This window comes from Priestia sp. BR_2, from assembly GCF_041954005.1.
In the GTDB taxonomy this organism is placed as follows: domain Bacteria; phylum Bacillota; class Bacilli; order Paenibacillales; family Paenibacillaceae; genus Paenibacillus_AQ; species Paenibacillus_AQ lautus_A.
This window is the reverse complement of record NZ_JAVFHM010000218.1, coordinates 209,108-235,477: the sequence shown is the minus strand read 5'-3', so window position 1 is coordinate 235,477 and position 26,370 is coordinate 209,108. Positions and strand designations below refer to the sequence as shown.

General features: G+C 53.7%; 23 protein-coding genes and 1 riboswitch. Of the genes, 18 read left to right on the top strand and 5 right to left on the bottom strand.

The window, feature by feature from the left end:
- The 7 genes from RB298_RS16660 to RB298_RS16630 all read left to right on the top strand — a co-directional run bounded on the left by RB298_RS16660 (position 1) and on the right by RB298_RS16630 (position 4,243).
- Positions 1 to 552 (top strand): RidA family protein, encoded by a 552-nt coding sequence (locus RB298_RS16660; RefSeq protein ID WP_486047616.1) that lies wholly within the window; start codon positions 1 to 3, stop codon positions 550 to 552.
- A gap of 89 nt (positions 553 to 641) precedes the next feature.
- Positions 642 to 857, top strand: coding sequence for a twin-arginine translocase TatA/TatE family subunit (locus RB298_RS16655; RefSeq protein WP_012818889.1), 216 nt, complete (start codon positions 642 to 644; stop codon positions 855 to 857).
- Between the two features lie 245 nt (positions 858 to 1,102).
- On the top strand, positions 1,103 to 1,306 hold the full coding sequence (locus RB298_RS16650) for a CsbD family protein (RefSeq protein WP_009593042.1): 204 nt from the start codon (positions 1,103 to 1,105) through the stop codon (positions 1,304 to 1,306).
- A gap of 32 nt (positions 1,307 to 1,338) precedes the next feature.
- Complete coding sequence (locus RB298_RS16645; protein WP_486047615.1) at positions 1,339 to 1,614, top strand: hypothetical protein; 276 nt, start codon at positions 1,339 to 1,341, stop codon at positions 1,612 to 1,614.
- Positions 1,615 to 1,761: 147 nt separating this feature from the next.
- Positions 1,762 to 3,048 (top strand): MFS transporter, encoded by a 1,287-nt coding sequence (locus RB298_RS16640; protein ID WP_096777109.1) that lies wholly within the window; start codon positions 1,762 to 1,764, stop codon positions 3,046 to 3,048.
- 71 nt (positions 3,049 to 3,119) lie between these two features.
- The gene (locus RB298_RS16635) at positions 3,120 to 3,794 is read left to right on the top strand and encodes an NAD(P)H-binding protein (protein WP_486047614.1); all 675 of its coding nucleotides are present in this window, start codon (positions 3,120 to 3,122) and stop codon (positions 3,792 to 3,794) included.
- 68 nt (positions 3,795 to 3,862) lie between these two features.
- Positions 3,863 to 4,243 (top strand): RidA family protein, encoded by a 381-nt coding sequence (locus tag RB298_RS16630; protein ID WP_009593048.1) that lies wholly within the window; start codon positions 3,863 to 3,865, stop codon positions 4,241 to 4,243.
- A gap of 106 nt (positions 4,244 to 4,349) precedes the next feature.
- Here the strand turns inward: RB298_RS16630 and RB298_RS16625 are convergent, their stop codons facing one another.
- From RB298_RS16625 to RB298_RS16615, 3 genes are all read right to left on the bottom strand, one after another.
- Complete coding sequence (locus RB298_RS16625) at positions 4,350 to 5,114, bottom strand: tryptophan-rich sensory protein (protein WP_375121131.1); 765 nt, start codon at positions 5,112 to 5,114, stop codon at positions 4,350 to 4,352.
- Between the two features lie 99 nt (positions 5,115 to 5,213).
- On the bottom strand, positions 5,214 to 6,830 hold the full coding sequence (locus RB298_RS16620; protein WP_486047613.1) for a response regulator: 1,617 nt from the start codon (positions 6,828 to 6,830) through the stop codon (positions 5,214 to 5,216).
- Position 6,831: 1 nt separating this feature from the next.
- Positions 6,832 to 8,616, bottom strand: a complete 1,785-nt coding sequence (locus RB298_RS16615) for a sensor histidine kinase (RefSeq protein ID WP_486047612.1) — start codon at positions 8,614 to 8,616, stop codon at positions 6,832 to 6,834.
- Positions 8,617 to 8,769: 153 nt separating this feature from the next.
- On the opposite strand from RB298_RS16615, the gene RB298_RS16610 reads away from it, so the two are divergent.
- The 3 genes from RB298_RS16610 (at position 8,770) to RB298_RS16600 (ending at position 11,917) form a co-directional block, all read left to right on the top strand.
- Positions 8,770 to 9,651: a carbohydrate ABC transporter permease gene (locus RB298_RS16610; RefSeq protein ID WP_009593034.1), complete on the top strand. Its 882-nt coding sequence runs from the start codon at positions 8,770 to 8,772 to the stop codon at positions 9,649 to 9,651.
- Entirely contained in the window at positions 9,651 to 10,487 is an 837-nt protein-coding gene (locus RB298_RS16605; protein WP_012818896.1) for a carbohydrate ABC transporter permease, read from the top strand. Before RB298_RS16610 ends, RB298_RS16605 begins: the two co-directional genes overlap by 1 nt.
- Positions 10,488 to 10,627: 140 nt before the next feature.
- The gene (locus RB298_RS16600; RefSeq protein WP_375121128.1) at positions 10,628 to 11,917 is read left to right on the top strand and encodes an ABC transporter substrate-binding protein; all 1,290 of its coding nucleotides are present in this window, start codon (positions 10,628 to 10,630) and stop codon (positions 11,915 to 11,917) included.
- 91 nt (positions 11,918 to 12,008) lie between these two features.
- Here the strand turns inward: RB298_RS16600 and RB298_RS16595 are convergent, their stop codons facing one another.
- The gene (locus RB298_RS16595) at positions 12,009 to 12,221 is read right to left on the bottom strand and encodes a PLDc N-terminal domain-containing protein (protein ID WP_096777103.1); all 213 of its coding nucleotides are present in this window, start codon (positions 12,219 to 12,221) and stop codon (positions 12,009 to 12,011) included.
- Positions 12,222 to 12,540: 319 nt separating this feature from the next.
- On the opposite strand from RB298_RS16595, the gene RB298_RS16590 reads away from it, so the two are divergent.
- The 3 genes from RB298_RS16590 to RB298_RS16580 all read left to right on the top strand — a co-directional run bounded on the left by RB298_RS16590 (position 12,541) and on the right by RB298_RS16580 (position 17,530).
- Positions 12,541 to 15,642 (top strand): DEAD/DEAH box helicase, encoded by a 3,102-nt coding sequence (locus tag RB298_RS16590; protein ID WP_096777102.1) that lies wholly within the window; start codon positions 12,541 to 12,543, stop codon positions 15,640 to 15,642.
- Positions 15,643 to 15,721: 79 nt separating this feature from the next.
- Entirely contained in the window at positions 15,722 to 16,465 is a 744-nt protein-coding gene (locus RB298_RS16585) for a hypothetical protein (protein ID WP_486047611.1), read from the top strand.
- A gap of 186 nt (positions 16,466 to 16,651) precedes the next feature.
- Complete coding sequence (locus tag RB298_RS16580) at positions 16,652 to 17,530, top strand: M15 family metallopeptidase (RefSeq protein ID WP_096777100.1); 879 nt, start codon at positions 16,652 to 16,654, stop codon at positions 17,528 to 17,530.
- Between the two features lie 171 nt (positions 17,531 to 17,701).
- Here the strand turns inward: RB298_RS16580 and RB298_RS16575 are convergent, their stop codons facing one another.
- Positions 17,702 to 18,070 (bottom strand): hypothetical protein, encoded by a 369-nt coding sequence (locus RB298_RS16575; RefSeq protein ID WP_486047610.1) that lies wholly within the window; start codon positions 18,068 to 18,070, stop codon positions 17,702 to 17,704.
- Between the two features lie 376 nt (positions 18,071 to 18,446).
- Between RB298_RS16575 and RB298_RS16570 the strand changes: the two genes are divergently transcribed.
- The 5 genes from RB298_RS16570 to RB298_RS16550 all read left to right on the top strand — a co-directional run bounded on the left by RB298_RS16570 (position 18,447) and on the right by RB298_RS16550 (position 26,020).
- Complete coding sequence (locus RB298_RS16570) at positions 18,447 to 19,277, top strand: zinc ribbon domain-containing protein (protein ID WP_096777099.1); 831 nt, start codon at positions 18,447 to 18,449, stop codon at positions 19,275 to 19,277.
- Between the two features lie 97 nt (positions 19,278 to 19,374).
- The gene (locus RB298_RS16565; protein WP_486047609.1) at positions 19,375 to 20,289 is read left to right on the top strand and encodes a TrmB family transcriptional regulator; all 915 of its coding nucleotides are present in this window, start codon (positions 19,375 to 19,377) and stop codon (positions 20,287 to 20,289) included.
- A 229-nt stretch (positions 20,290 to 20,518) separates the two neighbouring features.
- Positions 20,519 to 20,824 (top strand): hypothetical protein, encoded by a 306-nt coding sequence (locus RB298_RS16560; RefSeq protein WP_486047608.1) that lies wholly within the window; start codon positions 20,519 to 20,521, stop codon positions 20,822 to 20,824.
- A gap of 117 nt (positions 20,825 to 20,941) precedes the next feature.
- Positions 20,942 to 22,039 carry a metallophosphoesterase gene (locus RB298_RS16555; RefSeq protein WP_486047607.1) on the top strand — a complete coding sequence of 366 codons (1,098 nt, stop codon included), beginning with the start codon at positions 20,942 to 20,944 and terminating at the stop codon, positions 22,037 to 22,039.
- 225 nt (positions 22,040 to 22,264) lie between these two features.
- Entirely contained in the window at positions 22,265 to 26,020 is a 3,756-nt protein-coding gene (locus RB298_RS16550; RefSeq protein ID WP_486047606.1) for a stalk domain-containing protein, read from the top strand.
- Between the two features lie 164 nt (positions 26,021 to 26,184).
- Positions 26,185 to 26,285: riboswitch (purine riboswitch) on the top strand.
- The last annotated feature ends 85 nt before the right edge of the window (positions 26,286 to 26,370 follow it).

Sequence of the window (26,370 nt, the reverse complement as noted above, 5' to 3'; positions counted from 1 at the left end):
ATGAAAAATAAACTGAAGACGTTCCTGGCACTCGCCATGCTGTTCAGTGCCGTAAGCGTAACCGCATATGCCGACGGTGCTTCTGCCCATAAGAAGCCGGCCAAAGCTTTGCCGGCCCCCCAATTTTACGGCAGTCCTACATCCTCGATCTCCAGCGGGGTAGTCGTGCCGGAGGGTTCCTCTTATCTCTATACGAGCGGGACGGTTCCGCCATTGTTGAACAAAGACGGCAAAACGGTTTATGAACGCTATGGCGATACGAAAAACCAGGGGATCGGCATCCTGAAGGAAATCGAGAAGCAGCTGAAGGAGCAGGGATTGACGATGAAGGATGTCGTCTATTTGAGAGTGTACTTGACCCCGGATGCAGCGAAGAACGGGACCTTTGATTATACCGGCTGGTTTGACGCATACGCCCAATTCTTTAATACGAAGGAGAATCCGGTTAAGCCTGCGCGTTCCACCGTGGGGGTAGCCGGTCTTGTGAATGCCGATTGGTTGATTGAGATTGAGGCCGTAGCCGTATACCCGAATAAGGATAAGAAAAAGTAAGTTGTCCTCGTTTCGCGAAGCGGCGGATCGAATAGCCGCTGGCTTTCAACATGAACCGTTACCATCACATATTAAAGGAGTTGGGTTCTATGTTCCAAAATGTCGGTTTCGTCGGATTGATGATGATCTTGATAGTCGTGCTCATTCTGTTCGGCCCTTCCAAGCTGCCCGAGCTCGGCCGGGCGGTGGGCCGCACATTGTCCGAATTCAAAGCCTCCGCCAGAGAGCTGGTTGGCGAGGATAAAGAGGAGGAGAAGGATAAGGAGAGGGAAAGGGAGGGAGCCGTCATCAAACTGAAAGGCTGATAGGGAAGTTTAATTTCTGCCTTATGCTATGAAAATGGATATCTCTGTACAATCCAAGCTGCTGCCGCGGATGGTTGAAGTCCACGGCGGCAGCTTTTTGCATGCGTCACTTTGAGGTATGGTTCGAGAGCGGAAACTCCCCGTTGTCATCGTTTGCCAGGATTCAGAGAAACTCCTGACGGGTATACACAAGTACAGGCAATGATACAATTCATCATCCATTACGCTAAGAGGAGCTGATATTTATGGATAGCAACGTATTTAAGGGGAAATGGAAGCAGATGAAGGGTGAAGCGAAGAAGCAATGGGGCAAATTGACGGATGACGATCTTGATGTGATCGACGGCGAGAAAGATAAATTGGTTGGCAAGCTGCAGGAACGCTACGGGCATACGAAGGACGCGGCGGAGCGCGAATATACGGATTGGAGTGCAAGATACCGCGACTAGTCCACAAGACGATAAGGGAGGCAGTACGAATCATGTTGGGATCCCGTGTTGTGACCGGCAAGGTGATCGATATTCGTGACGGCAAGGTGTTTACCTTACACGGAGACATGGTCAGCACCTATCATTTGGGATACTATGAGATGACGAACGAGGAGATTCTCCCTGTCACGGACAGTCAGCAGGCGGCAGCGCCCGCCGCGGGCTTCATGGCGGAAGAATCTTCCGAGTCCTCCGGCTGGCTCGGCAGGGAATGGAAACCGCTGGCCAGTTTCATAACCGCATGGAGAAAGAGTGCAAATCGAGCCTGATTTGCGCTCTTTTTTTTGACTTTTTAAGCCTGTCTGTCCAGGTAATATGCAATGAGAAATTCATGTGAGTTTTATATTTCAAAAGTCATATTGACTTGGGTCCGATGCGGTGTAGAATGAGGTCAAAAGGAAGTTTGATCAGCCCATTTGAAGACATCGAAGGAGTGTATCAACATCAAGGCTGTCCAGGTTATTCACAAGCCGCGCAAACAGGTTTCGCATCAACGCAAACATTTGATGACGGCCACATGGGAAGGGGTTCCGGCGATCATTTTGCAGACGCTGCTGGGCGGCCCCTTTTTGACAGGGTACTTATTGTACTTAGGCGCGGAATCCAGTGAGGTTGGTTTTGTTCTGGCCGTCACCACGCTGTTCAACGTGCTTCAGATTCTGGTTGCGTACCTGATCCAGCGCTTGCAGTACCGAAAGAAAGCAATGATTGTGTTTACCTTTATGCACCGCATGTTGTGGGGGGCTACGGGCCTGATCCCGTTTATTTTTCCGGAACGATGGTGGGTTCCGGTGTTTATGATCCTTTATATGGGCGCCTTTATTGCCAATACCGTATCCGGCATGCTGTGGACCTCGCTGATTAGCGACATGGTGCCGGCCAAAGTGCGGGGACGTTATTTCGGCATACGCAATACCATCCTGAATGCGCTCGGAGCCCTGACCCTGTTTGTTGGCGGGATCATCCTGGACCGTTATCCCGGCGGCGGGGGCTTCCTGATTCTGTTTATGATTTCTTGGATTGCCATCGCTGCGAACTTATCCATGTTCTTCTTGTATCCTGATCCTCCCTTCGAGCATTCGAGCGAGCGTCAGTTCAGGGCGATGATCCGCAAGCCGCTGTCGGATACCACGTTTATCAAATCTACGCTGTTTCTGGCTGGTTGGCTCTTTCTGCAGACGTTGATTGTTCCGCTCTACTCGTACGCCATGCTGGACGTTCTGCATATTTCGTATTCGATCGTATCCATCATGACCGTTGCGCAGACCGTGATCATGATGATCGGTTTCTATGTATGGGGAAATTTGAATGCGCGTTTCAGCAACAGAACCTTGCTCTATTGGACATTGCCGCTGATTGCGGGGTCGTGCTTGACATGGGGCTTGCTGTCCGTCCTGCCCGTAATTCCGGTGCTGCTGTTATCGCATATGCTGCTTGGTGCCGGCGTAGGCGGCTTTAACCAGCTTGCCTTTAACTTCATGATCGGAGATACGCCGAAAAGCGAACGGCCGATGTTCATTGCCGTATACTCCTCCATCACGGGGTTTGCCTCTTTTCTCGGTCCCATGCTGGGCGGTCTCATTTTCAAAGGGATTGCACATGCGCCCGACTGGGTATCCCGATATGGTTTTCAAACCGCGGTGGGCGTGTTGATGGTACTGATTGCTTTGACGGTGGGGCGGAGAGTGCTTCGTTCCGCTTAGAAGAACGGCAGGCAGCCGATGTCTTTCATGTCATGGATATTTCATATGATGAACGAAAAGGAGGGGTTTCGTTGGGAAAGGTTGCACTCGTAGTCGGGGCCACGGGGCTTGTGGGGCGTTCGGTAACCGACGAGCTGCTGGGCCGCGGGGAGCTTGATGAGGTGCGCGTGCTGGTGCGAAGACTCACGGAGGTCACGCATCCCAAGCTGCTGCCCATCCTGGTGGAGTGGGACCAGCTGGAAAGATACGGCGACGCTTTTTCCGGCGTCCATAGTGTGTATTGCTGTCTGGGGACCACAATCAGGAAAGCGGGGTCCCAGCAGCAGTTCCGTAAAGTGGATGTGGACTATGTCATCAAGACGGCAGAGCTGGCCAAGCAGAACGGAGTGAGGCAATTTATGGCGGTCAGCTCCGTAGGCGCCAATCCGAAGGTTCGTAATTTCTATCTTCGCACAAAGGGAGAGGTTGAAGAACGGTTGGCCGGAATCGGTTTCCGGGGGCTGCATCTGTTCAGACCGTCGTTATTGCTGGGGGAGAGGCCCGAACGGCGGTTTGGGGAGCGGGCGGCTTCGCTTCTAATGACTTCCCTCGACTTTGCATTCAGGGGTCCGAAGCTTGCCCCATACCGGGCCATTCCGGCGCAGAAGGTCGCCAGGTCCATGGTGAACATCGGTCTAACGGATATGAAAGGCCATCATGTATACACCAATGAAGTGATGCATGTTCTAGGCGAGACCGCTGATTAAATTTGCCAGAGAACCCGCGGCGGATTACAATGTACACATATAGGAATACATAGAAAGGGTGATATATCATGAGTAAACATATCATATCGACCGACAAAGCCCCGGGAGCCATCGGACCATACAGCCAAGCTGTAGAAATCAACGGATTCGTATATACTTCAGGCCAGCTGGGATTGAATCCTGAAACAGGAGAATTCGGTGAAGGGGTCCAGGAACAAGCGAAGCTTTCGCTTAGCAATGTCAAGGCAATCCTTGAAGCTGCCGGGACAAGCCTGGATCAAGTGGTTAAAACCACGGTATTCCTGAAGGATATGAACGATTTCGCGGCGGTGAACGAAGTGTACGGCAGTTTCTTCTCCGAGCCGTATCCTGCGCGCAGTGCCGTGGAGGTTGCTCGTCTGCCGAAGGACGGATTGGTAGAGATCGAGGTTATAGCCGTTAAGAATTAAACGATATGAACGTACAAGGAGCTTTGCCTGCGTCGGCAAAGCTCCTTTTGCTTGTTCCAAATCCTTTCGATGAAAATTCTGAAGAACGAGCCGATGAATCCGGGCTTTAATACCGGGATCGTCTTCGATTGCGCGTGAAGAAGAGCCATATGGCAAATACAAACAAGATAATCGAGAGCACGAAGGCGGTCATTAAAATACTGTCGGTCTCCCGATGCTCGGCGGCGATGGCGATGTAAGCCCAGGTGAAGACCAGCGGTACGATGCCGTCCCGGTATCGCAGTCCGATCAGGATGGCGAGTAAAGCGCCTACGCAGAGCAGGGCGATACCCAAAGCGGATTCGCGCAGCCCGAAGAGGCTCCAGCCATTCTTTTGGAACACGATCCCGACATTGACGATAAAGGCAGGGCACACCCAGCCGATATATAGGCTGAACGGCAGCTTCAGGCAGAATCTCTCGCCGGGCGTCGGATAGTCTATCGCATGCGTGCGCACATATAGAACCCATAGGGTCAGCAGCAGCAATAACATCACAACGACAGACCATTCAATATACAAATAGTGCCATAGTACAAGCCAGGACATATTGAATACGCAGCTGAGAATAAACCATGGACCGATGGATTTGACGGAATCCCGGTTTCCGGAGTCGCGGCGCAGCTGGTAGATGACAAAAAAGAGCAGCAGCACATAGATGACGGACCATATGGAAAAGGCATACCCTGCGGGAGTGATCGCCGTATAATACATATCCGATATCTCCCCGGTCGTTCTGCCGCCCAGCGGCAGCATGCCCGATAACACGTTCACGGTGATAACCCCGAGGAAAAACAGCAGATTCCACCAGCGGTACGGGTTCGTGCGGTACATACAATCTCCTCCTGATATCAGTCTGGACTGACTATATAGAATATACCCAAAAGAATGGATAACGAGCCAGCAGCCAAAAGAAAGGGGGTTATCGTTTCCTTAATTCATATGCTTCTTGCGATATTCGTTCGGCGTGAAACCCTCCATCTTCTTGAACACTTTGCTAAAATATTTCTCGTCCTGGTAACCGACCATCTCCGCGATCTGGGCAATCCGAATTTGGGGATTGAGCAGCAGCGTTTTGGCTTTCTCGATTCGAATCCGACCGAGGAAATCCGATAACGTCACGCCGAATTCCTGCTTGAATTTACGGGAGATGTACTCCCTGCTAAGAAAAAACTTGCCTGCGATCTGCTGCAGCGAAATCTCATCATGATAGTGCTGCTCCAAATATTGGGCTATGTCATGAATGATGTGACTGTCCTTCGAATGGATCTGGGTGAGGACCCGGGATGCCGCGTAAAGCCTTCCGCTGATCTGTTCGCGCCAGCGGTCCCAGCAAATCATGCCATCCTCGCTGTAAGGGAGCGCGGAGGGAAGGTCCTGCGAAATTTCAGCGTCCTCGACGGGCTCCTGCGTGCTTTTCACTTCATTTTCCGTCCAGTGATACTGGATCCAGTCCCATTCCGAATTCCACCTCATCAGATGCTCGGGAGAAACAAGATCCCTCTCGCGAACCTCTTGCAGCCACTCTGCCGTGGCCGCCTCGATGCGCCCCTTGCTCCCGCTGAGCGCGGCCAGCTTGAATTCCTCCTCGTAGGAGGAGAGCCGCAAGGTACGGGAGCCCTCGCTTTCGACGGCGCGCTCACGATGGATGTGGGACTTGCCAGTCAGTAAATTACGGCTGCACAGGGCTTGGACTGCAGTCGAATAAGCCTTGGGCAGATCTTGGGGAAAAGCGCCTGCTTCGGCGGCGCCGAAATGGCTCCGCCTGCGAAGGGTGGAGAAGAACCCGTCATTGATTCGATCCAGCAGGTCGTTAAAGGGAAGACGTGGATTCCAACCGAGCAGGATGATTTCTCCGGGCTTGTCGATATGCCGGAAGGCTACTCCGCGATCCTTCAACAGCTCATTGCAAATGTTGATGAGGGTGAAGGACAGCAGATGCCGCCTATTGCGGAATTTGGACAGCAAAGCTTCGTCAAATTGATCGTCGCGGAGCACGGCAACGTTGCAAGCCATGCCGGTTTCGGGCAGCGTCATCCGGTTCCGCAATTGAGAGACGACGCTTTCCCGGCTGCCGTAACCGTTCACAAGATCCGAGAGCAGGCGGTCCATATAGAATGGGGTCATCTGATTCATTTCAATAGTCTGATTGGTCATATGCAGCCGTTTCTCTTCCTCAAGCCGCCAGGTTTCAACCGCTTTGGCCAGCGCCTCGTTCAAGCTGTCCGGATCCACGGGCTTGAGAATATAATCGATGCCTCCCGAACGGATGGTATGGCGCACATATTCAAAATCATCGTATCCGCTGATGACAAGCACTTTAATATCCGGTTTCGTGGCATGCAGCCAGGTCAGCAGCTCAAGTCCGTTTTTGCGGGGCATCCGCATGTCGGTCAGGACAATCTGCGGTTTCTTCTCCTCGATTAGCCTTACCGCTTCCTCGCCGTCGGCGGCCTGGTCGATCTCCGTTATGCCATGCCGTTCCCAGTCTGCCAGAAGCCCTATAGCTTCCCGAACGTGCTGTTCGTCATCTACGATCAATACTCTCATTCTAGTGTTCACTCTCCCGTGGTTTGATATCGAGCGTTACCTTGACGCCGTGGGGCTCTGCATTCTCTATGGTTAATTCAGCATGATTGTTGGAGTACAGGTTCAACCGCATGTATACGTTCAACAGCCCGATAGAATCTTTGCCGGCATCGTTTCGGTCAGGGTGATGAAAGGCCGTCTCAAGTTTGCCGCGGATCGAGGCGAGCTCCGCCTCCTCGATGGAAGCCCCGTTATTCTCAATGACAACGATCAAGCGGCCATCCTCCGCGATGCGGGTGGAGATGGAGATGCGGCCGACGCCGGCGTGCGTGTTCATGCCATGCTTGAAATAATTCTCAACGATCGGCTGCAGGATCATCTTCGGAACCGGGGTCGTGAGGCTTTCCGGATCCACATCCCAGATGATTTCCAGCTGATCGCGGAACCGCTGTTTCTGCAGCTCAAGGTACAGCCGCACATGGTTGATCTCATCCTGAAGCGTCACTTTGCCCTCGCTGTTGCGCATATTGTAGCGCATCATATTCGCCAGCGAAGAGAGCAGGGAATAGATCCTCGGCACGTTGTGCTGCAGGGCCAAGGTGCCGATGGACTGGAGCGTATTGTATAGAAAATGCGGATCGATCTGGGCCTGAAGCGCCTTCAGCTGGTTGGTTTTATTGGCGATTTCCAGCCGGTACTCGCGCAGGATCAGGTTGTTGATGGTATCCATCATCGTTCGGAAGCGTCGGGACAGAATTCCGATCTCATCCGGGCTTGTCACGTCAATATTCACGTCGAGCCGCCCGGTTTTCACCTGATTCATATAGGTTGTGAGCTGTTTAATGGGTTTTGTGATTCGAATCGATATCCATAATGTGCCGAATATGACAATGAATAGCGCTAATATCGCAATAATCGCGTTAATGCTCGTTAATTCCGTCGAATGTTTGTACAGCGTTTGGTGCGGAATTTGCTTGACGAGCGTCCAGGGTGCGTAAGGCAAATCGAGCTTCTCATAGACAATCATCGCATCCTCGCCGTCATAATATCCTCTTTCCGCTTGAGCGATGACGTCCATAAGCTCAGGATCGTCCAGTGCTTGACCTCTCTGCTGCGGATCCGGACCGTATATGATGCTGCCGCTGCTATCAATCAAGTATAGCGCCTCTTCCCCTTTAGCATACAGCTGATCGCATATGGCCAAGATACTGTCGAGTTTCACGTCAATGGCCATGAGGGCATATTGGTCCGGCGCAGGCACGTTGGTGATGGATCGGTAGAAGGTGATCACCTCAAAATCCAGGATGTCCGCGGGCCGCGGAGGGAACCCGTAACTATGCACCTGATGGACGGGCTCGATGGCTGTATTGCCTTCGCCGAACTCTTCTATTTTGCGGTACGGAGCCTGCCGGAATTCCCTTCTTGGCAGATTGCTGGATATCTGGGTGGATTGTCCCGTCAATTGATTGTGCAGATAAATCTGGTGAACGTCCTGCGTGCCCGTTTGGATGGCCTGCAAGGTTGCATACAGCTCGGCTACGACCCGGTGGTTATCGGGATCCAGGGCAAGGTTGCGCAAAAAATGGGGATCCGAATAAACGGACAGCGACGCGCGGTCGATGCCGCGCAGATAGTTCATCAGATTGGTCGCTCCTTGATAGATCAGCCGCACATTTTCGTTCACCGTCTGCTCCTTCACGGACTCGCGCGTATGCGTAAACGTGATCATTAACGAGAGCAGGAGCGGAATGGTCGTGACGGCGAGCATGAACGTGATCAGCCGGGTCTGGATGCTGCGATATTTCATGAAGGATCACCTCGGAATTATCGAATGGGCATAAGCGCGTATGGTCAATATTTTACACCTAACGGTTCATGATTCTCCGTGTTTATTGTTTACAGGTTACCGCATAATAGCTGTACATCATACAACAACTTAACGAAAAGGGGAGATCAAGGGATGAATCGAAAAAAATCTTCGGCGCTGCTGCAGCAGTTTCTTTTCGTAGGGCCTTCCACCATATTTTTCATCCTCATCATGATCATTCCGTTCCTCCTGGGTCTTTATTATTCCTTCACGAACTGGAATGGCGTGTCAAGCAAAATCGATTTTGTCGGCTTTGATAATTTTGTTACCATCTTTACCAACGATGATAAATTCCGAGATGCTTTCTGGTTTACGACCCGGTTTACGGTGCTTGGCGTCATCCTTACGAATCTTCTAGGATTTATTCTGGCGTACTTTTTGACAAAGCCTTTGAAGACACGAAACGTGCTGCGGACGATCTTCTTCATGCCAAACGTCATCGGCGGCCTGCTGCTCGGTTTCATCTGGCAGTTTATCTTTGTCAAAGGGTTTGCGGCGATCGGCAATGCCACGAACCTCGGATTCTTTAACCTGCCTTGGCTCGGCACAAAGGGAACTGCCTTTTGGGCAATTGTAATCGTTTTCGTATGGCAGACGGCGGGGTACCTGATGGTCATCTATATCTCCTCGCTTAACAATGTGCCAAAGGATATTCTGGAGGCTGCCGAAATCGACGGGGCGAGCAGGGGGCAGGTACTGCGGTCCATTATCATCCCGCTTGTGATGCCGGCGGTTACGGTATGTTTGTTCCTGGCGATCTCCTGGTCATTCAAAATGTTCGACCTGAACCTATCCCTGACCAAAGGCGGCCCGTTCGGCTCGACCGAGTCGGTGGCCATGAATATTTACAACGAGGCCTATACGAATAACCGTCTCGGACTCGGAACGGCGAAGGCTGTCATATTCTTCATCGTGGTTGCCATCATAACAAGCCTGCAAGTCCGATTCACGAAGAGCAAGGAGGTTGAAGCCTAATGGAGACCACAAGAAAATACCGGCTGAACACCATGGCCACCGAGATCATCATGGTCATCGTGGCATTGCTCTTCCTAGTCCCGTTCTACTTCCTGTTCGTGAACTCCGTCAAAACCTTCGGCGAGCTGTTAACCGATTCGGCGGGGCTTCCGACCACGTTCGAATGGAGCAACTATTCGCGGGCGTGGGACATCACGAACTTCCCGCAGGCGTTCTGGAATTCGCTGGTCGTTACGGTGGCGAGCAACCTGCTGCTGGCGATGTTAAGCGCCATGACAGCTTACCAGATGGTTCGCCGCAACACGCGTTTTAACCAGATCATGTTTGCGCTGTTTGTGGCGGCGATGGTCATTCCGTTCCAATCGATCATGATTCCGCTCGTGAAAGTGACGGCAACGCTCGGCATTAACAACAGCTTGTACGGGCTGATTATCTGTTACCTGGGCTTCGGGGTTCCGCTGAGCGTATTCCTGTTCCATGGCTTCGTGAAATCGATCCCGATGGAGATCGAGGAAGCCGCGACCGTGGATGGCTCCAGCGGGTACGGCGTATTCTTCCGGGTGGTTTTCCCGCTGATGAAGCCGATGTTCGTGACGGTGATCATCCTGAACACCTTGTGGATATGGAATGACTACCTGCTGCCATCCCTGATTCTGCAGTCTGCCGAGCTTCGGACGATTCCAATTGCTACTTTTGCCTTTTTTGGGCAGTATACCAAGCAGTGGGATTTGGCCCTCCCGGCGCTGGTGCTGGGGATCATGCCGGTCATTCTGTTCTTTCTGGCCATGCAGAAGTACATCATTGAGGGAATTACGCAAGGAGCGGTGAAAGGATAACCGCCAAAAGGTCAATTCCTTCCCCCTCAAAGATCAATATAATACCTGATTTAACGAAAATAGGTTGATTATACTGAAAAAGTAAACGCTATCAACGAATGTTGGACATGATGTTATAGAAAAAAAAGGGAGGTTTTACAATGAAGAAATACGGTAAGCTGCTCCTGGTCATGATTTTGGCTTTCTCCACGCTGCTTGCAGCCTGCGGCAACAATGAGGACGGCAGCCAAGGCGCTGAAGGCGGTGCCGAGGGCGGAACGAAAACGATTAAGATTTTTCAATTTAAAGTCGAAATCGCCGAGGCTTTGAACAAACTGAAGGCCGAGTACGAAAAAGAGCATCCCGGCATCAAGCTGGATATTCAAACGGTTGGCGGCGGCTCCGATTACGGTGCGGCGCTGAAGGCGAAATTCGCTTCCGGCGATGAGCCCGACATTTTCAACGTCGGCGGATACCGCGATCTGGAGACATGGTTTGAGAATGTCGAAGATCTCTCGGACCAGCCATGGGTGAAGGACGTTGTTGACGTTGCCAAAGTACCGATGACAAAAGACGGTAAACTTTACGGACAACCGATGACCATCGAAGGTTACGGATTCATTTATAACAAAGACTTGTTTGAGCAAGCGGGAATCACCGAACTCCCTAAGACGCTCACGGAGCTTGAGGAAGCTGCCAAAAAGCTGCAAGCGGCTGGGATTACGCCATTCGTGAACGGATACCAGGAAACCTGGATTTTGGCCAACCACTTGCTGAACATTCCGTTCGCCCATCAGGAAGATCCCGATGCATTCGTCAAAGGAATGAATGAAGGCACGGAGAAGCTGGTTGGCAACGCGAAGTTCGATGAATGGATGAGACTGTTCGACCTCACCGTCCAATACGGCCAGAAGAACCCGCTGACGACGGATTACAACACGGAAATCACGACCTTTGCCAGCGGTGAAGCGGCCATGACCCAGAACGGGAATTGGACGCAGGTGCAGATCGACGGGATCAACCCGGACCTGAACATCGGCCTTCTGCCGATGCCGATCAATGACAACGCCGAAGAGAACGACAAGCTTCCGGTCGGCGTGCCGAACAACTGGGTCGTGAACAACAAATCGAAGGTGAAGGACGAAGCCAAGGAATTCCTGAACTGGCTCGTCACTTCCGAGACCGGTAAACGCTACATTACGGAAGAGTTCAAATTCATCCCGGCACTGACCAGCATCGAGGCGAACAGCGAGACGCTTGGCGATCTGGGGAACGATGTCATGAAGTACAGCCAAGAGAACAAAGCGCTCAGCTGGGAATTCAACAAATTCCCGGACGGCGGCATGAATGAATTCGGCAGCCAGATGCAGGGTTATGTGGCTGGCAACGTGGACAAAACCCAATTGTTCGAAGGCATTCAGAAATCATGGGACAGCTTAAAGGCGAAGTAATCGCGAGGTCGGCACGAGTGCCATCCGAATGATTATGGACGTCAAAAAAGACGGTGCAGGACGAACCTGCACCGTCTTTTTGTTGTGGAGGCTAATAATTATTGCGAATCAGCAGGTAAATAATAAGACCTACCACAGGGAAGAACAATAAACCCAGCACAACAAGAATCGCGAACTCGGGACTGCGCCCTTTCCGCCGGGCATCGTTATAACCCCATACGCAGACGGCAATGTGAAGAAGAAAGAAGAACAATCCCAGCAATAAAGCCGCAATCCCGAAAATACCAAAGCCTATAAAACTCATAAATGCAACCTCCCGAACTCTTAATGTATGATCTACATACGCCGGATCAGCGGAAGGGTCGCATAAAAAATGCACGCTTCGAAAATTTGGGCGGCAAGAATCAACGGGAGACTGCATAAGAACAAGGATTTTTCATTACTCTATATAATAGAAGAATTCGCTATGCAATACATAGATCATAACGAAATAGTAAATACATGGTATGATAAAGGTTGACGTTATTTTGGCGATGGCCATAATCCGTATCGTTTTGAAATTAGGTTGCTATCGTATAAGATAGTAATAATATCTATAAAGCAGGAAAAGACGGGAGACAACGATGAATCAACCGCTCTATGGCGTATGGTTAGGTGACGTATTCTTTTGTTTTTCCGGTGAGGTTTCGGAGCCCCGAGTGGATGCATGGAGCAGAGTGGTCCGAACCTTTCGCAAACCGGATGGAACCCGTCCCTTCGCTAACGCTTCCCTCCGGCTTGCCGAGCTCAGATATCCGGCCAAAGTCCTCGGATCGAAAAGCGCGCGGCGTCCGGAACGGAAGACGCTTGGCGGACGGACGATGGAAGGACTTGCGCTGACACCGGGAGACGCATTCTCCATGCTGGTTTCGCTGGATCCCGAGCATACCCAAGCTCAGGGTTTGGCCGTCGGCGAAGAAATGGAATATTGGGTGCAAGCGAGCAGATTCGCATTGGAGCTGTTATTGCAGGGGAGGTTTGCACCAGGGACGGCGGAGGTGCCTTCCGCCGGAAGGCGCAAAACGTCGATGCACACGATAAAAGCGGTATGGAAACCGCAGCTGAATACCGAGGATACGGCCCGTTTTCTGCAGCTGGCGGCGAATATTCCTCCAATTGCCATCGGGACGCCTGCAGCGCTTGCCGGAACCGAACCTTCCACGCGGGAGGAAGCGGGGGCGATCGTGCTGTATTCTTTCCTGTGCGGCGTGATCGACAGTCAAGCCAGGGCTGCCGTTCGCGAATCGGAGGACAAGCTGAGGGCCTATCTGGCGAACTACCGGAGGGGACAATCCCCGCTTACCGAGCTGTGGTGGAACAGTCTGTTGACGGTCAGTCGGGATATTCCCATTCAAGGAACGGCGGAGGAAGTGGGCGAGCTGGAGGAAGCCGTAGAACGGGTCGGGGGGACCGTGTTCCCTTACGCCGGCGGGGAGGATCAGCCTCCTGAGAACGGAACCCTTGCCCTTGGGCTGCGGCTCGAACCGCCGCTGGAAGAGAGCCGGAAGGACTGGAAGGTAACCTTCTGGGCACGAAGCCAGGAGGATGAAGGCTTATTGATGCCGGTCCGGAGCGTATGGGGAAGTCCGGAATCCGATCAGCTGCTGCGCGGAAGGATGTATGCTGGGGCCCAGCTGCAGCTGCTCATGAGGCTGGGAGAAGCCGCGGCGCTGGCTCCCGAGCTGGCGGAAGGCTTGTACGGGCGCGCTCCGGAGAGCGTCACCCTGCCGCTGGAGCGGTTGTCGACGTTCATGAAGGAATCGGTTCCGAGATTAACGGCGAGCGGCGTTACGGTTCAAATGCCGTCCCGCTGGAGCAGGGAAGGACGCCGCCGCGTCGGCTTATCCCTCAAAATGATGCCGGATGCAAGATCGTCAGGCGAAGCACAGTCGACGCCGGTGCTCGGAATGGAGCATCTGGTCAGCTTTCAAATATCCGCCGCGATGGGCGGCCATACCCTGACGCGAGAGGAATTGAAATTTTTGGCTGAACAGAATCTGCCTTACGTCCAGTTCCGCGGGGAATGGGTTGAGGTGGATTTGAAGGAGATCAATCAGGTGCTGCGCTTCATGAAACGCCATGAGAAGGGCGAGATGGAGCTTGCCGAATGGATGCACCTGAGCGCCGAAATGGATGGAGAACGCTTGTGGAAGGGGCTCTTCATCGAAGAAGTGGAGACAACGGGCCTGCTGTCCTCCCTGCTGGATGGGGAAACGGTGCGCAAGCTGCCGTCCCGCCCGATCCCTTCCTCGCTTCACGGAGAGTTAAGGCCGTATCAGGAGCGGGGATATCAGTGGCTAAGCGTGATGCGCGATTTGGGTTTTGGCGTTTGCCTTGCCGACGATATGGGGCTTGGAAAAACGGTGCAGGTCATCACTTGCCTGCTGGAGCGCCTCAATACCGAAGCCGCGGGAGACCCGGTGCTAATCATTTGCCCGACCTCGCTTCTGGGTAACTGGCAGCGGGAGATTCAGCGATTTGCGCCGGATCTGACCTTGCATGTGCACCACGGCGTCCGCCGTCTGCGCGGAGACGATTTCCTGCAGGAGGCGGCCGATCATGATATCGTGCTGACGACGTATCACTTGGCCGGAAGAGACGGCGGGGACTTATCCGCGATCCAGTGGTCGAGCGTGGTGCTCGATGAAGCCCAGTATATTAAAAATTATCGTACGAAGCAGGCGCAGAGCGTCATGAAATTATCCGCGCCGCACCGCATTGCGATGACGGGGACGCCGGTGGAGAACCGTCTGGCGGAGCTGTGGTCGATCTTCCATTTTCTCAATCCGGGATATCTCGGATCGTTTAACAGCTTCCGTCAGCGCTATGCGCCGGGCGAAGGGCAGCAGGAGAGATTCCGGGAGCTTCACAAGCTGGTTTCTCCATTCATGCTGCGCAGACTCAAGAGCGATCCGGACATCCGCAAGGATCTGCCGGAGAAGCTGGAACTGAAATCGTATTGTCCGCTGACCGAGGTTCAAGGGGCGATGTATCAAGCCGTCGTCGACGAGATGATGGGACAGATCGAGAGCCGGACGGGCATGGCGCGCAAGGGGCTTGTGCTTTCATCCCTCACCAAGCTGAAGCAGATATGCGATCATCCGCAGCTGCTTCGACGCGACGATGGACGCGCTGTACGTCCCGAGTCCTCCGGCAAGATGGAGCGCATGCTCGAAATTCTGGACAGCATCGCGGATGTGGGAGAATCGGCGCTGATCTTTACCCAGTATGTGGGCATGGGCGAGCTGTTGGTGAGCATGCTTGGACGTAAATACGGAAAACAGCCGTATTTCCTTCATGGAGGGGTGCAAAAACGCGAACGGGATGAGATGGTACGGGCGTTCCAGGCAGGCGAGGGGACGGAGTTCTTTGTCCTGTCGTTGAAAGCCGGTGGCGTAGGCCTGAATTTGACCCGTGCGAACCATGTGCTCCACTATGACCGATGGTGGAACCCGGCGGTCGAGAATCAGGCGACGGACCGCGTATTCCGGATCGGGCAGAACCGCAACGTTCAGGTGCACAAGCTGATTTCCCAGGGAACGCTGGAGGAGAGGATCGACGAGCTGATCGAACAGAAGAAGGCGTTGTCCGAGCAGGTGGTCGGGTCGGGCGAAACCTGGCTGACGGAGATGTCGGACGGCGAGCTCCGCCAGCTGATCGAGCTTCAGGAGCAGGATTGGATGTAACCGAAAATGCCGGTCCGCGGATGGCATCATGCCTACCAGGCGGACCGGTAAGCGAATGGAATGTAAGGAGGTGCAGGCTATGGAAACTGCGGGATTAGCCGAAGGGCTCAGACTCGAGATCGAACCGGGATGGTTGAAGGGAAAAGCGGATGGAGACATCGAATCTTCGGAGACTTATGAGGTCAGCGTTCAGGTGGAGAAACTGGATCCTGCCGCCCGCGAGGCGGTTCTGGCTTATCTGGAGGAAGACCCGCAGGCGCTGTACCGCCTGCTTGCAGGTCAGGACGCCCCTTGGCTGGATGAACTGGCGCCATCCCCCCTGCGGGGCGGAGAGTTTGCCGCCGAAGCGCGCTGCACATGCGGCCGAGCGGCTTGCGGGCATGCCACAGCCTTGCTGGCTGCCGCAGCCCGGCGCCTAGCGGCAGAGCCGCTCCAGCAGCTGACGCTGCTAGGGCTGCCGCGGGAATCGCTGCTGGCCGGCGTCTTCGACGCCTGGGCCAAAGCAGCCCCGCTGCCGGCAGGCGGCTCTGCCGCGGAGTCGGCCGCCCGCGCGAAGGAGAAGGGACCGTCCGGTCCTTCTCCGGGCGAATGGGTGGCCGAAGCGGCGGCCGAGGGCCGCTTGCACCGGCCCGGCCCGCAGCTTAGCGAGCTGGCGGTACAGCTGTCGCCGCCGCCTCCGGCGGATCAGCTCGGCCCGGCGGGCGACTGGACAGGCTTGCTGCCGGGCGTTCGCGGCGCGTCCAAAGCGCTTGCCCTGATCGCTCGCGGGGCGGCCAAGCAAGCGGACCAGAAGCGCCGCAGCTTGGAGCCGCCTTCGCCATAGCTTGGACATCCATTGCAGAATGGTATGGAATTCGATAAGAGCGGCGCCGTAAATCGAGGCAAGCTGCCGAATACCTGACGTAAACGGTGTAAATCCGTCATGATTCGTCAGCGGCTCGTTTGTCCTGTTTATTCCGAATAAGGTACAATGGGGGCAGGACAAACTGTGGGAAAGGAAGTAGCAGAGATGAATGCATTTTCGGGAAGAGGAATCCGGTTTACAAGCGTAATGCTGTCATCCCTGCTGTTAGCAGGGGCCATTCTGGCGGGATGCCAATCCGACGATGCCGGCTCCGGCAAGGAACAGGGGCAGGAATTGCAGTCGCCGGCCGAGGGCCAGGAAGGCAGCACGCTTCCTGAAGGCGGATCGGAGAATGGGGAAACGGGGGCTGAGAATCAGCCGGCGGATCCGGTCATGGCAAAGCGCAGCGAGAATGCACTCCAGGCCACCATCCAGGAGAGCGGCGGCAAGCAGGTCGTGACCAATGCGGAGGCCGTGACGGTAGTCGTGAACAAGCAGCGGAGTTTGCCGGACGGCTATGAACCGAGTGATCTTGTGGAGCCGGCCGTTCCGTTTTCTTTTGACGAGCCGCACGAGAAACGGCACCTGAGACAAGAAGCGGCGGATGCGCTCGAGGAATTGTTCGATGCGGCCAAAGCGGACGGCATCGAGCTTCGGGCCGTATCGGGATACCGTTCTTATGCCCGTCAAAAAACCATATATGAGAACAATGTTCGTACCAAGGGGGAAGCCGAGGCTAACCGCGTAAGCGCTGTGCCGGGTACGAGCGAGCATCAAACCGGCCTGACCATCGACGTATCCAGCCCTAGCGCGGGCAATGCGCTGGAGGAAACGTTCGGTCATACGGAGGAAGGGCAGTGGCTGGCGAGCCGCGCGCCGGAATTCGGCTTTATCATTCGTTATCCGGAAGGGGCCGAGGATATTACCGGCTATGTATACGAGCCTTGGCATATCCGTTACGTAGGAAAGGATTTGGCACCGGACATCGCCGACAGCGGCCTGACGCTGGAGGAGTATTTCGACGAAGCGAACATTAAACTGTAAGCTGTGCTAATAGTCGTAGGATAAACGGGACTTTTTATCCTTGTACCGCGGCTTGCGAATCTATAAAGTAGAACAGGACCTGCGCAAGACCGGGCGATGTTCTAGTTATACAAAGGAATCCCGGAGCGGCTCGCTCCGGGATTCCTTTGTTTTTGGACTGAAGCATTCGGATTACTTATTCAGTGGCGAGTCTTCATAACCGGGATCATGGTAGCCGGTATCGTTCAGCTTGCCGATGATGTTCATATCCTCGATGGTTTTGCGGGTGCGTTCATCCCCATGTTCGTGGAGAAAGGTGTAAAGATTAATCGTCCGTTCATCGTATTCCTCGGCGGCATCGTCATGATCTGCCGATTTATATGGGACGAACGTCCGTTTAAATGCATACCGGTCGCTGCTGCTGACCTCATGGAGCAGCCCCCTCAGCTTCGAGACCTCTTCATCATCCATATATACGACATATTCGTTCGTATCGTTCGGTACATCCTGGATCAGGTTGTGATTGACTGAAACATAATACGTCTTTTTATCGTTTGTCATGATAAATCCCTCCAGACTTCGGCAGCTCAAGGCTGCTCGGAATAGGACACGGGGGTTAAGCCGGCCGCCGCCCCTTACTGTGCATTTTTCTAATCATATACACGTTCGGGGGCCGGATGAATCAGAAGCGAAGTTGGAAGGGGCTTCCTTTTTCACATGGGGCAAGGAATTTGGTATGATAGAATCACCATGACGGCAGTATACTGGACGATGAGGATCATATCATGACACATGTGCAAATCTGCGAACTGCAAAGAAACATGGGGCAGCCGGTTTATGGCTGGCTATAAATCGTTTATAACCTTGATGAAGAGATATGACAATGTGCCGGCGTACCGCCGGTGAATCGGGATATGAGAAAGAGGAGGATTCATAAATGAAGATTTTACAGAAACTCAAGGATGGAGCTAACCGCGCAACGGAAAAGGCGCAGCACGTGGTCGAAGTGAATAAGCTCAACAGCCAAATTTCCGAAATCGAACAGCAGAAGAACTCGTATTACTTGCAGATGGGTAAAGTATTCTATGAGGGCTACCGTCAGCAGGATATGACGATTGCGGAAAAGGAGATGGTCGAGCTCGCGCAAACCTGCGATGGATTGCAGGAGCAAATCGAAGCGATACGGAACCGCATCGCGGTGCTCAAGAATGAACGGGTCTGCGAATGCGGACGCGTGGTCGCGCTGGACGCGAATTTCTGCCCGTATTGCGGAAACAAGCTTGCCAATTTGATTGACCCTGAGGAGTCAGCGCCGGAAGAGCCGCGGGAGCCCGAGCGCAAGAGCATGTTCGATAAACGCGAATATGCGGCGGCTGAAGAAATCCAGGAGGAACAGGACGATGTCCAGACCTATGATTATCGTCCGAATCCGGATCCGTACGAGCCCGATCTCTACGATCCTGAGCCGGAACGCCAGCGCGAGGAGATCATCGAGCGATCGTCTGAACCGGAGGTTGATCCTGAACGGCTGCGCCTCGAGCAGGAGGAGCAGGAGAGGGAACGCCGCCATTGGGAAGAGCTTGAGCGCGAGCGGGAGAGACAGCTGGAGCTGGACCGCCGCATTCGTTTCTGGCAGGAAAATAATCAAAGTCAAGACTACGTCGGAGACGATGAAGCGACCCGCGACATGGTGAAGTGCCAAATTTGCAGCGTCGACCTGCCGAAAGGCTCGAAATGGTGTCCGCGCTGCGGAGCTGAACAGATTTAAGAGATAGGGATTCGGACGATCATGCCCTTGCGCGATGAATAAAGGACAGTGTGAATGATAGAGCAAGCGTTCGAGCATCTATGGGAGGACTAATATTATGGAACAATTGCTGCATCATTTGCGCAATTTGGGATTTACGGAAATTGAGTCGAAGATTATGGTGGACCTTGCCGAGCATGGGCCTGCAGGCGGGTATGAGGTAGCTAAACGTTTGGGCGCTTCGCGTTCCAACGTCTATGCGGCCATGCAGCGTCTGGAGCGGCAGGGAGCGCTTGAGCGAATGGACGGGGAACCTGTCCGTTACCGCTCGCTGAAGCCGGAGGAATTGACGCGGATGATATCCGGGCGCGTGGAGGCATCCCTCGCTTTTGTGGAGAAGAGCCTGCCGCGGAGCAGCGGCACGGCCGCTCCCTTCCTTAGCATGGAGGGGGATCAGGCGGTGCTTGATGTGCTTGTACGGGAACTGAAGCGGGCGAAACGGGAGATCGTCGTTGACGTCTGGCGCGAGGAGGCGTCGCTGCTCCGTGAGCCGCTGGCGGAAGCGGAGGCCAGAGGGGTAAAGGTGCTGTGGGCTTGCGACGGTCCGGATCAGGGACTCTCAAGAACTTTGGCGTGGCCCGGGTGGAGCGACCTTGCGAATCGCAGGGCCGGCGGCCGGAAGTTCTCGTTTGTCGTCGATCGGCAATGGTGCATCTTAGGGATGCGCGGCGGGGACTATGATACGGGAGCGGTCATCACGGAGCATCCGGTCATGGCAGAGCTGCTCTTGCATCATTTTACCCAGGAGATGGTATTGTTTCAGTTGGAACAGGATATGGGCGAGCAGCTGGAAGCGCGTTACGGAGAACACTTTGGCCTGATTCAAAGCGAGTATATTAATGCGGAGCCGGAGGCTGAAGACCAGGAAGACCAGGAAGACCTGGCTGCGTCATCGATAACCCGCCCGCTGGCGGGGCGTGAAGGCGATCCCGAAGAAGAAGTGAACGGGGACTCCAATCGCAATACGGCCTAGGGGCACGTTGTAGATCAATACCTTTCTGGAAGTGACTTTTGTCACAGTTAAGCATCATGTTTCATCGTAGAATGGAATAGACATAATGATTAGGAACGCCGGGATTCATCTTGGCGTTTATTTGCTTAAGACCGGCAACCGGCTTGAATGAAGGCCGAGATGGCAGGAGAACATGAATGAGACGGGTGTGAACCGATAACATAACAACCAAGAAGGGAGATGGATGAGCATGGAATGCATCGTTCATTTTACAGTCGGACATAAAGAAGGCCCCAAGAAGCTGCGGGGATTGATTTTTGTTGATAAGGGAGAAACTCCTACAGGTGAGCAGCTGCTCGATATGTTTCATGAAATGGAGTACCGGGTGGTGCCTGACCCGCATGATGAACTTCTCTTTAAACCGGAGAACGGCACGGAAAGTTATACGTATATACGCGTGAATGAATTGGATATGGGGCAGGAGCGATATACGGAAGACCGTAATTTGAAGGCGCTGCTGAACGAGCTGCTGCCGAAACAACGCACGGGTTTGTAACGGCTTCTTGATGCTATTTAGAACCATGCGAAGATCATAAGCCCTCCGCCTTCCGCCAACGTCCGCTGGGATTTGTAAAATCCGCTTGCTATAATGGATGTACGGAAGGGGATGGCGATGTTTATTATTGCAGGAATCGTGGCGCTTTTGATATACGGCTTGCTGGTTTATTATATTGGCCGAAGCGTATGGAGCTGGTTGAGGCCGGGGCCGTCCATGGCGCTCAAATGGGTATACATAGTCGTGCTGACCGTGGTATCGACATCGTTTATATCAGGACGGTTTTTCGGTAATCCAACCGTGCTGAATATTATAGGATCGTATTGGATGGCTATTTTTTATGTGCTGATTATCCTTCTCCCGTTGATGCACATCGTGTTATGGCTGCTGAGGATGACGGCATTGCGAAGAGATGGGCTGGAGAAGGCGGCGGTATCCGTCCTGCTGGTGCTGATGGTGATCGCGATCGGTTTCGGCTCCTTTAACGCTTATAGTCCAACCGTACGTGCTTACGATATTCAGGTGGACAAGGATGCGGGTACCATGGAGAAGCTGAATATCGTCATGGCGTCCGATATGCATTTCGGCGTCCTGTCTGGCAAGGCGCACGCTGAGCGCATGGTGAAGGAGATCAACGGCTTGAAGCCGGATCTGGTGCTGTTTCCAGGCGATATTATTGATGACGATCTGGATGCTTATTTAAGCCAGGGGATAGATCGGATTTTGACAGATATCCAGGCGACCTATGGCGTATATGCTTCGCTTGGCAATCATGACCGATTCGAAGGGGAGATTACGGAGCTGATATCGGCTCTCGAGGACAGCGGCATGACCGTGCTGTATGACGAGAAACTGACGGTGGAGAGCTTGACGCTGGTAGGCAGGCGGGATAAGCAGGATCAGGACCGCGCCGATTTGTCCGCGATCATGGAGGGGGCCGATTTATCCAAGCCGGTCTTTCTGCTCGATCATCAGCCGAATGCGCTGGACGAAGCACAGCAGCAGGGCGTTGATCTGATCGTGTCGGGGCATACGCACCGCGGCCAGGTATTCCCGGCGCATTTGATTACGAGGGCCATATTCGAGAACGATTGGGGATATCTGCAAAAAGGCCGGATGCACTCCATCGTGTCCTCGGGCTACGGCTTCTGGGGACCGCCGATTCGGCTGGGCTCCCGTTCCGAGATCGTGCAGATCCATGTTACGTTTCAATAGATGAAATTGTCGGAGAAAGCTACCGTTGAGGTGGCTTTTTTTGATGTCAGATATATTGGGAAAATTATGTATCCAGATAGGACCGGATTATTGTATGATTTTTGCTAGAAATATCACTTAGGAATAGGGGGGAAGGGTTTGGTTTCGATTAGGTTTAGAAAGATGGGCATGATCGCATTAGCCGCTGTACTTGCGGGGAGTGTATTTGGGGGAGCAAGCGACGCCATGGCAGCATCAATTGCACCTCTTCCGAGCAAAGAGAGGCTCGTCGCCGGCAACGGATTACCTTTAGGTCAATCGACTACGATTGCAGGGGGGCCGGGGCATGCAGCCGGGCTATCCTCGTCACTGGCTTCGGAAGGATTGCGACAACCGGGCAGTGTGGCTTGGCTGCCTGACGGCTCCGTTATCGTATCCGATACGGAGAACCATGTGATTCGCAAAATAAAGGACGGGAAGAGCAGCATTCTCGCAGGTGCCTCCTTGTCCTACAAGCGGGACGGCGGGGGACTTCCGATCGGCGGGCTCCTGGATGGCCAGGGCGAGCTTGCGTTTTTTAACCGGCCGTCCGGGATTGCCGTTGACGGAAAAGGTCAAGTGTACATAGCCGATTCAGGCAACCATGCGATTCGTAAAATCGATCAAGCGGGCAGGGTAACCACCATAGCGGGCAACGGACGGATGGGGCTGAAGGACGGGAAGGCTCAAGATGCCTTGTTACACGAGCCGCAGGACGTTGCGGTTACCGAGGACGGCATTCTGTTTGTGGCGGATACCCTAAACCACGTCATTAGGCGGATCTCTCCGGATGGGGAAGTAACGACGATTGGCAGCCCGTCGACGCGTGCTGTCCAGGTTCGCGCCGGAGTCATCGCTTTGGCAGGGGACTACAAGAACGGATCGCTTGCTGAAGCGCAATTTAACGAGCCGGCAGGTCTTGCGCTTGACGGTAAAGGCAATTTGTATGTCAGCGATTCGGGCAACCACGCGATCCGCTATATCGATTTCGGGAAAGGGACCGTTTCGACGGCCGCCGGCAGCGGTCCGTCATCCGATGGCTACGCCAAGGACGCGTTATACGCAGATCCTGGCTATCTGGACGGAGCTGCGGATGCAGCCCGCTTCAACTCGCCTCGGGGATTGGCATGGAGCGCGGAGGATGGACTTCTCATTGCAGATTCCCATAATCATGCCGTGCGTCAACTGAAAGACGAACGCGTATCCACCATGGCCGGCGGAACCAGGGGTTACGCGGATGGAATTGAAAGCGAGGTCCGATTCAACGCGCCGGCGGATATTGCAGTCGCTTCGGATAGTGGGGAACTGTTCATCGCGGACCAACGCAATGGGGCCGTCCGGGCATGGTCCGGCTATAAGACGCCGGATGCCTGGCAACCAGGCCAAGGGATCGCCGCAGCTTACGGAGATCAGGCGGCCCAACTGGGCGACTTGGCCGTTATGAAAGAGGGCCAGATCGTGGTGCCTGTCAGAACGTTAGGCACGCTGCTCGGAACCCGTATGAGTTACGATGCCAAGAATAAGGAAATGACATTAACCCTTGGCGAGGATGTCATCACGCTGCAAGCCGGAGATCCCTATATGACCCGGGATCAGGCGGGCAAAGAAGTTTCCCGAGCGGCGACGGAAGTTGAGCCGTATATCGCCAACGGCCAGATGATGGCTCCGCTGCGAGCGGTGGCCGAACTGATGGGCAAGGATGTCCAATGGAACGAAAGCGGCAAGCTGGTTATCATCCTGGATTTGGCTGAACGGGAAACGAAGCCGGGGAATGTTAGCTTCAGCACTTCGAAATTTACGCCGCGACGCATGCAGATCGTGGAAATCACCGGTTCGGCCAAGATCCGTTACGGCGGGTATGCGCAGGTGGATGCCTACAAGGGGATGATGCTGGGCGAAGACGATGAAATTGTTACCGGCTCCGGCACGGGAGGCGCCAAGCTTCGGATCCTGGATACGGAAGATGTCATCACGTTAGGCAACGACACGACGTTGGTGGCCGAGCAGCTTCGCAAGATTGGCATCTCCAACGTAACTCGGCTGAATCTGGAGGCTGGGCAGGCTTATTATGATGTTACCGACCTGGCCCGGTCGACGGATCGATTCGACGTGCGGACCGGTTATGCGGACAATAGCGTACAAGGCACGCATTTTATAATCACCGTCAACCCCTTAACAGGAATGACAAACGTAGTGACGGCTAGCGGGAAAGTCAGCTCTTCGCTGGTGCCGGCAGGCACAGAAGGTTCCTTGCTGCCATCCGGCCCGGTCATGATTAGTCCCGCGCAACAAATATCGCTGGGCGGTTCACAGGAGGAACGCCCCCCTGTACAATTCATCGATATTGAGGATTTGATTGGGAACGCTTCGCCGGGAATCATTGCTCAGATAATTAAGAATAAGAACGACATCGACCGGGAGAACGAGGAATTTCTCGAGAAGACGCGGCAAGAACTACAGTCCGGACAAAGCGGAACCGGCACTCAGGACTTGATTATGAAATCGCCGGACGATTTGGCAAAAGTCGCGAATAATTTGAATAACCTCATCGGAAATATCGCGAAAGAGGCGCTTGATAAGAAAAAAGCCAGCCAGGAAGAATTAGATAAACTGATTAAAGAAGCAAACCCGGATTCGGGGAAGATATTTGATCTTGGCCAAGTGAAAGATTTGGATAAACAAGCCGGCCTCGACCCTGCTCTGGAACAGGCGCGCTTGGAAGCGCTGAAGCGCAAGCAGGAAGAGGTACAGAAGAAGCAAGATCAGCAGCAGAATCAGTTGGATCAGCTGCAGGAGAAACTCGGCGATATGCTGGCAAAGATCGAGCAGCAGAAGAAGCAGCAGGAGGAAGCGAACAGGAAAGCACAGGAGGAAATGAAAAAGAAGGCCGAAGAGCAGCTTCTTCAATCCTTAAGCGCAGAGGAGAAGGCACGCTTTCTCCAGGGCAAGAAAGAGGCGGAGCAGGAGAAAGGCGCTCGGCTGCCGACGCCGGTTAGTCCTGGCGGCGGCTCGGGATCAGGAGGCAGCGTATCGCCGCCTGTAACCGGTCCGCCTGTGACCGAGCCCCCAGTGACTGAGCCTCCGGTAACGGAACCTCCCACGACGGAGCCGCCTGTGACCGACCCTTTCGTGAAGGTTATATATAGCGATGATATGAGCAGTGAACTGTCGGCCCGCCCAGACAATTATTTTGGATCCATTCATTTCGAGACGAAAGGCTATGCCGATGACATGGAAGTTCAAGTCAGGGTGACGCTGACAAGGGATGGAAGTCCGGTCGTGGGTCTGCCTGTCCGTCATGGCGAGCAGACGGTGGAATCCAACGCAGAGGGAAGCTTTACGCTGCAGCCTGTTGATGGTATCGGCTTTAAGTTAAGCGAGGTCGCTTCGCCGGATATTCCGCTGGAGTTCTACGCCGATCTGCTGGAGCCGGGCAGCTATATGGAGAAGATTGAGCTGCTTGAGATCAAGGAAGGACAATTGACTGTGCTTGGAGAAGGCGTCCGTTCCATCCAGGTCAGTCCCTTCTCGCAGTTCGAATTCATTGGCGAAGGGCCGTTTCGGGCAGCCCTTGATATGTATTGGGGGTTTTCTTCCAAAGCGTACGGACTGAGCGAGGATACCCGGGTTGGCTACGAATTGACGATTCTCGATGACCATGGTCAGCCGGTAAGTCTGGGCGTACTCGGATTCCGGATGAAGCCGCATGAGCCGGGAACGGTTCCGACGGAGGGGTATGAGATCGCAACTCCGGATCGTGAAGGGGTATACCGAGTGAATGCAGGTTTAACGGCTGGGGATATGGATCTGGGAGGGAATGGGAGCGATATCCTGTTCCGCTGGCAGCAAGCTCATGTCGGGACTTATACGCTCCGTATCCAGCTGGTTGATATAAACAGCGATATGTCGGTGCCCATCGGTGAGCCCCTGGAATGGATAATCGAAGTGATACCTACAAGTTGATGCAAGGGAAGGCTGTCCCATTAATCGTATGGGGCAGCCTTTTTTTTCTTTAATTGACCAGTAGTTTATTATTTCCGTAAATTTTCACTTTATTTTTTCATAGGGAATGCGTTATACTTCATTCATTCGGAAATATAACATTTATACGTAAGCATTCTAAGGAATTCGGATATCATACATTTTCTCGTATAGGTGCAGGAATCGGCCTGCATGTCTCTACCCGATCACCGGAAATGATTGGACTACGGGTTATAGCAGCAGCGGACAAGCCAGGTCAATTCCGTTTGATCGGACGGCTAACGGTGCGTTTTTGCTGCTTATGCCCACTTGTTTCTTTCCCGGCGATTCGG

Coding starts and splice junctions, on each gene's coding strand:
- RB298_RS16660 (WP_486047616.1), top strand. CDS start 1: ATGAAAAATAAACTGAAGACGTTCCTGGCACTCGCCATGCTGTTCAGT.
- RB298_RS16655 (WP_012818889.1), top strand. CDS start 642: ATGTTCCAAAATGTCGGTTTCGTCGGATTGATGATGATCTTGATAGTC.
- RB298_RS16650 (WP_009593042.1), top strand. CDS start 1,103: ATGGATAGCAACGTATTTAAGGGGAAATGGAAGCAGATGAAGGGTGAA.
- RB298_RS16645 (WP_486047615.1), top strand. CDS start 1,339: ATGTTGGGATCCCGTGTTGTGACCGGCAAGGTGATCGATATTCGTGAC.
- RB298_RS16630 (WP_009593048.1), top strand. CDS start 3,863: ATGAGTAAACATATCATATCGACCGACAAAGCCCCGGGAGCCATCGGA.
- RB298_RS16625 (WP_375121131.1), bottom strand. CDS start 5,114: ATGTACCGCACGAACCCGTACCGCTGGTGGAATCTGCTGTTTTTCCTC.
- RB298_RS16620 (WP_486047613.1), bottom strand. CDS start 6,830: ATGAGAGTATTGATCGTAGATGACGAACAGCACGTTCGGGAAGCTATA.
- RB298_RS16615 (WP_486047612.1), bottom strand. CDS start 8,616: ATGAAATATCGCAGCATCCAGACCCGGCTGATCACGTTCATGCTCGCC.
- RB298_RS16610 (WP_009593034.1), top strand. CDS start 8,770: ATGAATCGAAAAAAATCTTCGGCGCTGCTGCAGCAGTTTCTTTTCGTA.
- RB298_RS16605 (WP_012818896.1), top strand. CDS start 9,651: ATGGAGACCACAAGAAAATACCGGCTGAACACCATGGCCACCGAGATC.
- RB298_RS16600 (WP_375121128.1), top strand. CDS start 10,628: ATGAAGAAATACGGTAAGCTGCTCCTGGTCATGATTTTGGCTTTCTCC.
- RB298_RS16595 (WP_096777103.1), bottom strand. CDS start 12,221: ATGAGTTTTATAGGCTTTGGTATTTTCGGGATTGCGGCTTTATTGCTG.
- RB298_RS16590 (WP_096777102.1), top strand. CDS start 12,541: ATGAATCAACCGCTCTATGGCGTATGGTTAGGTGACGTATTCTTTTGT.
- RB298_RS16585 (WP_486047611.1), top strand. CDS start 15,722: ATGGAAACTGCGGGATTAGCCGAAGGGCTCAGACTCGAGATCGAACCG.
- RB298_RS16580 (WP_096777100.1), top strand. CDS start 16,652: ATGAATGCATTTTCGGGAAGAGGAATCCGGTTTACAAGCGTAATGCTG.
- RB298_RS16575 (WP_486047610.1), bottom strand. CDS start 18,070: ATGACAAACGATAAAAAGACGTATTATGTTTCAGTCAATCACAACCTG.
- RB298_RS16570 (WP_096777099.1), top strand. CDS start 18,447: ATGAAGATTTTACAGAAACTCAAGGATGGAGCTAACCGCGCAACGGAA.
- RB298_RS16565 (WP_486047609.1), top strand. CDS start 19,375: ATGGAACAATTGCTGCATCATTTGCGCAATTTGGGATTTACGGAAATT.
- RB298_RS16560 (WP_486047608.1), top strand. CDS start 20,519: ATGGAATGCATCGTTCATTTTACAGTCGGACATAAAGAAGGCCCCAAG.
- RB298_RS16555 (WP_486047607.1), top strand. CDS start 20,942: ATGTTTATTATTGCAGGAATCGTGGCGCTTTTGATATACGGCTTGCTG.
- RB298_RS16550 (WP_486047606.1), top strand. CDS start 22,265: ATGGCAGCATCAATTGCACCTCTTCCGAGCAAAGAGAGGCTCGTCGCC.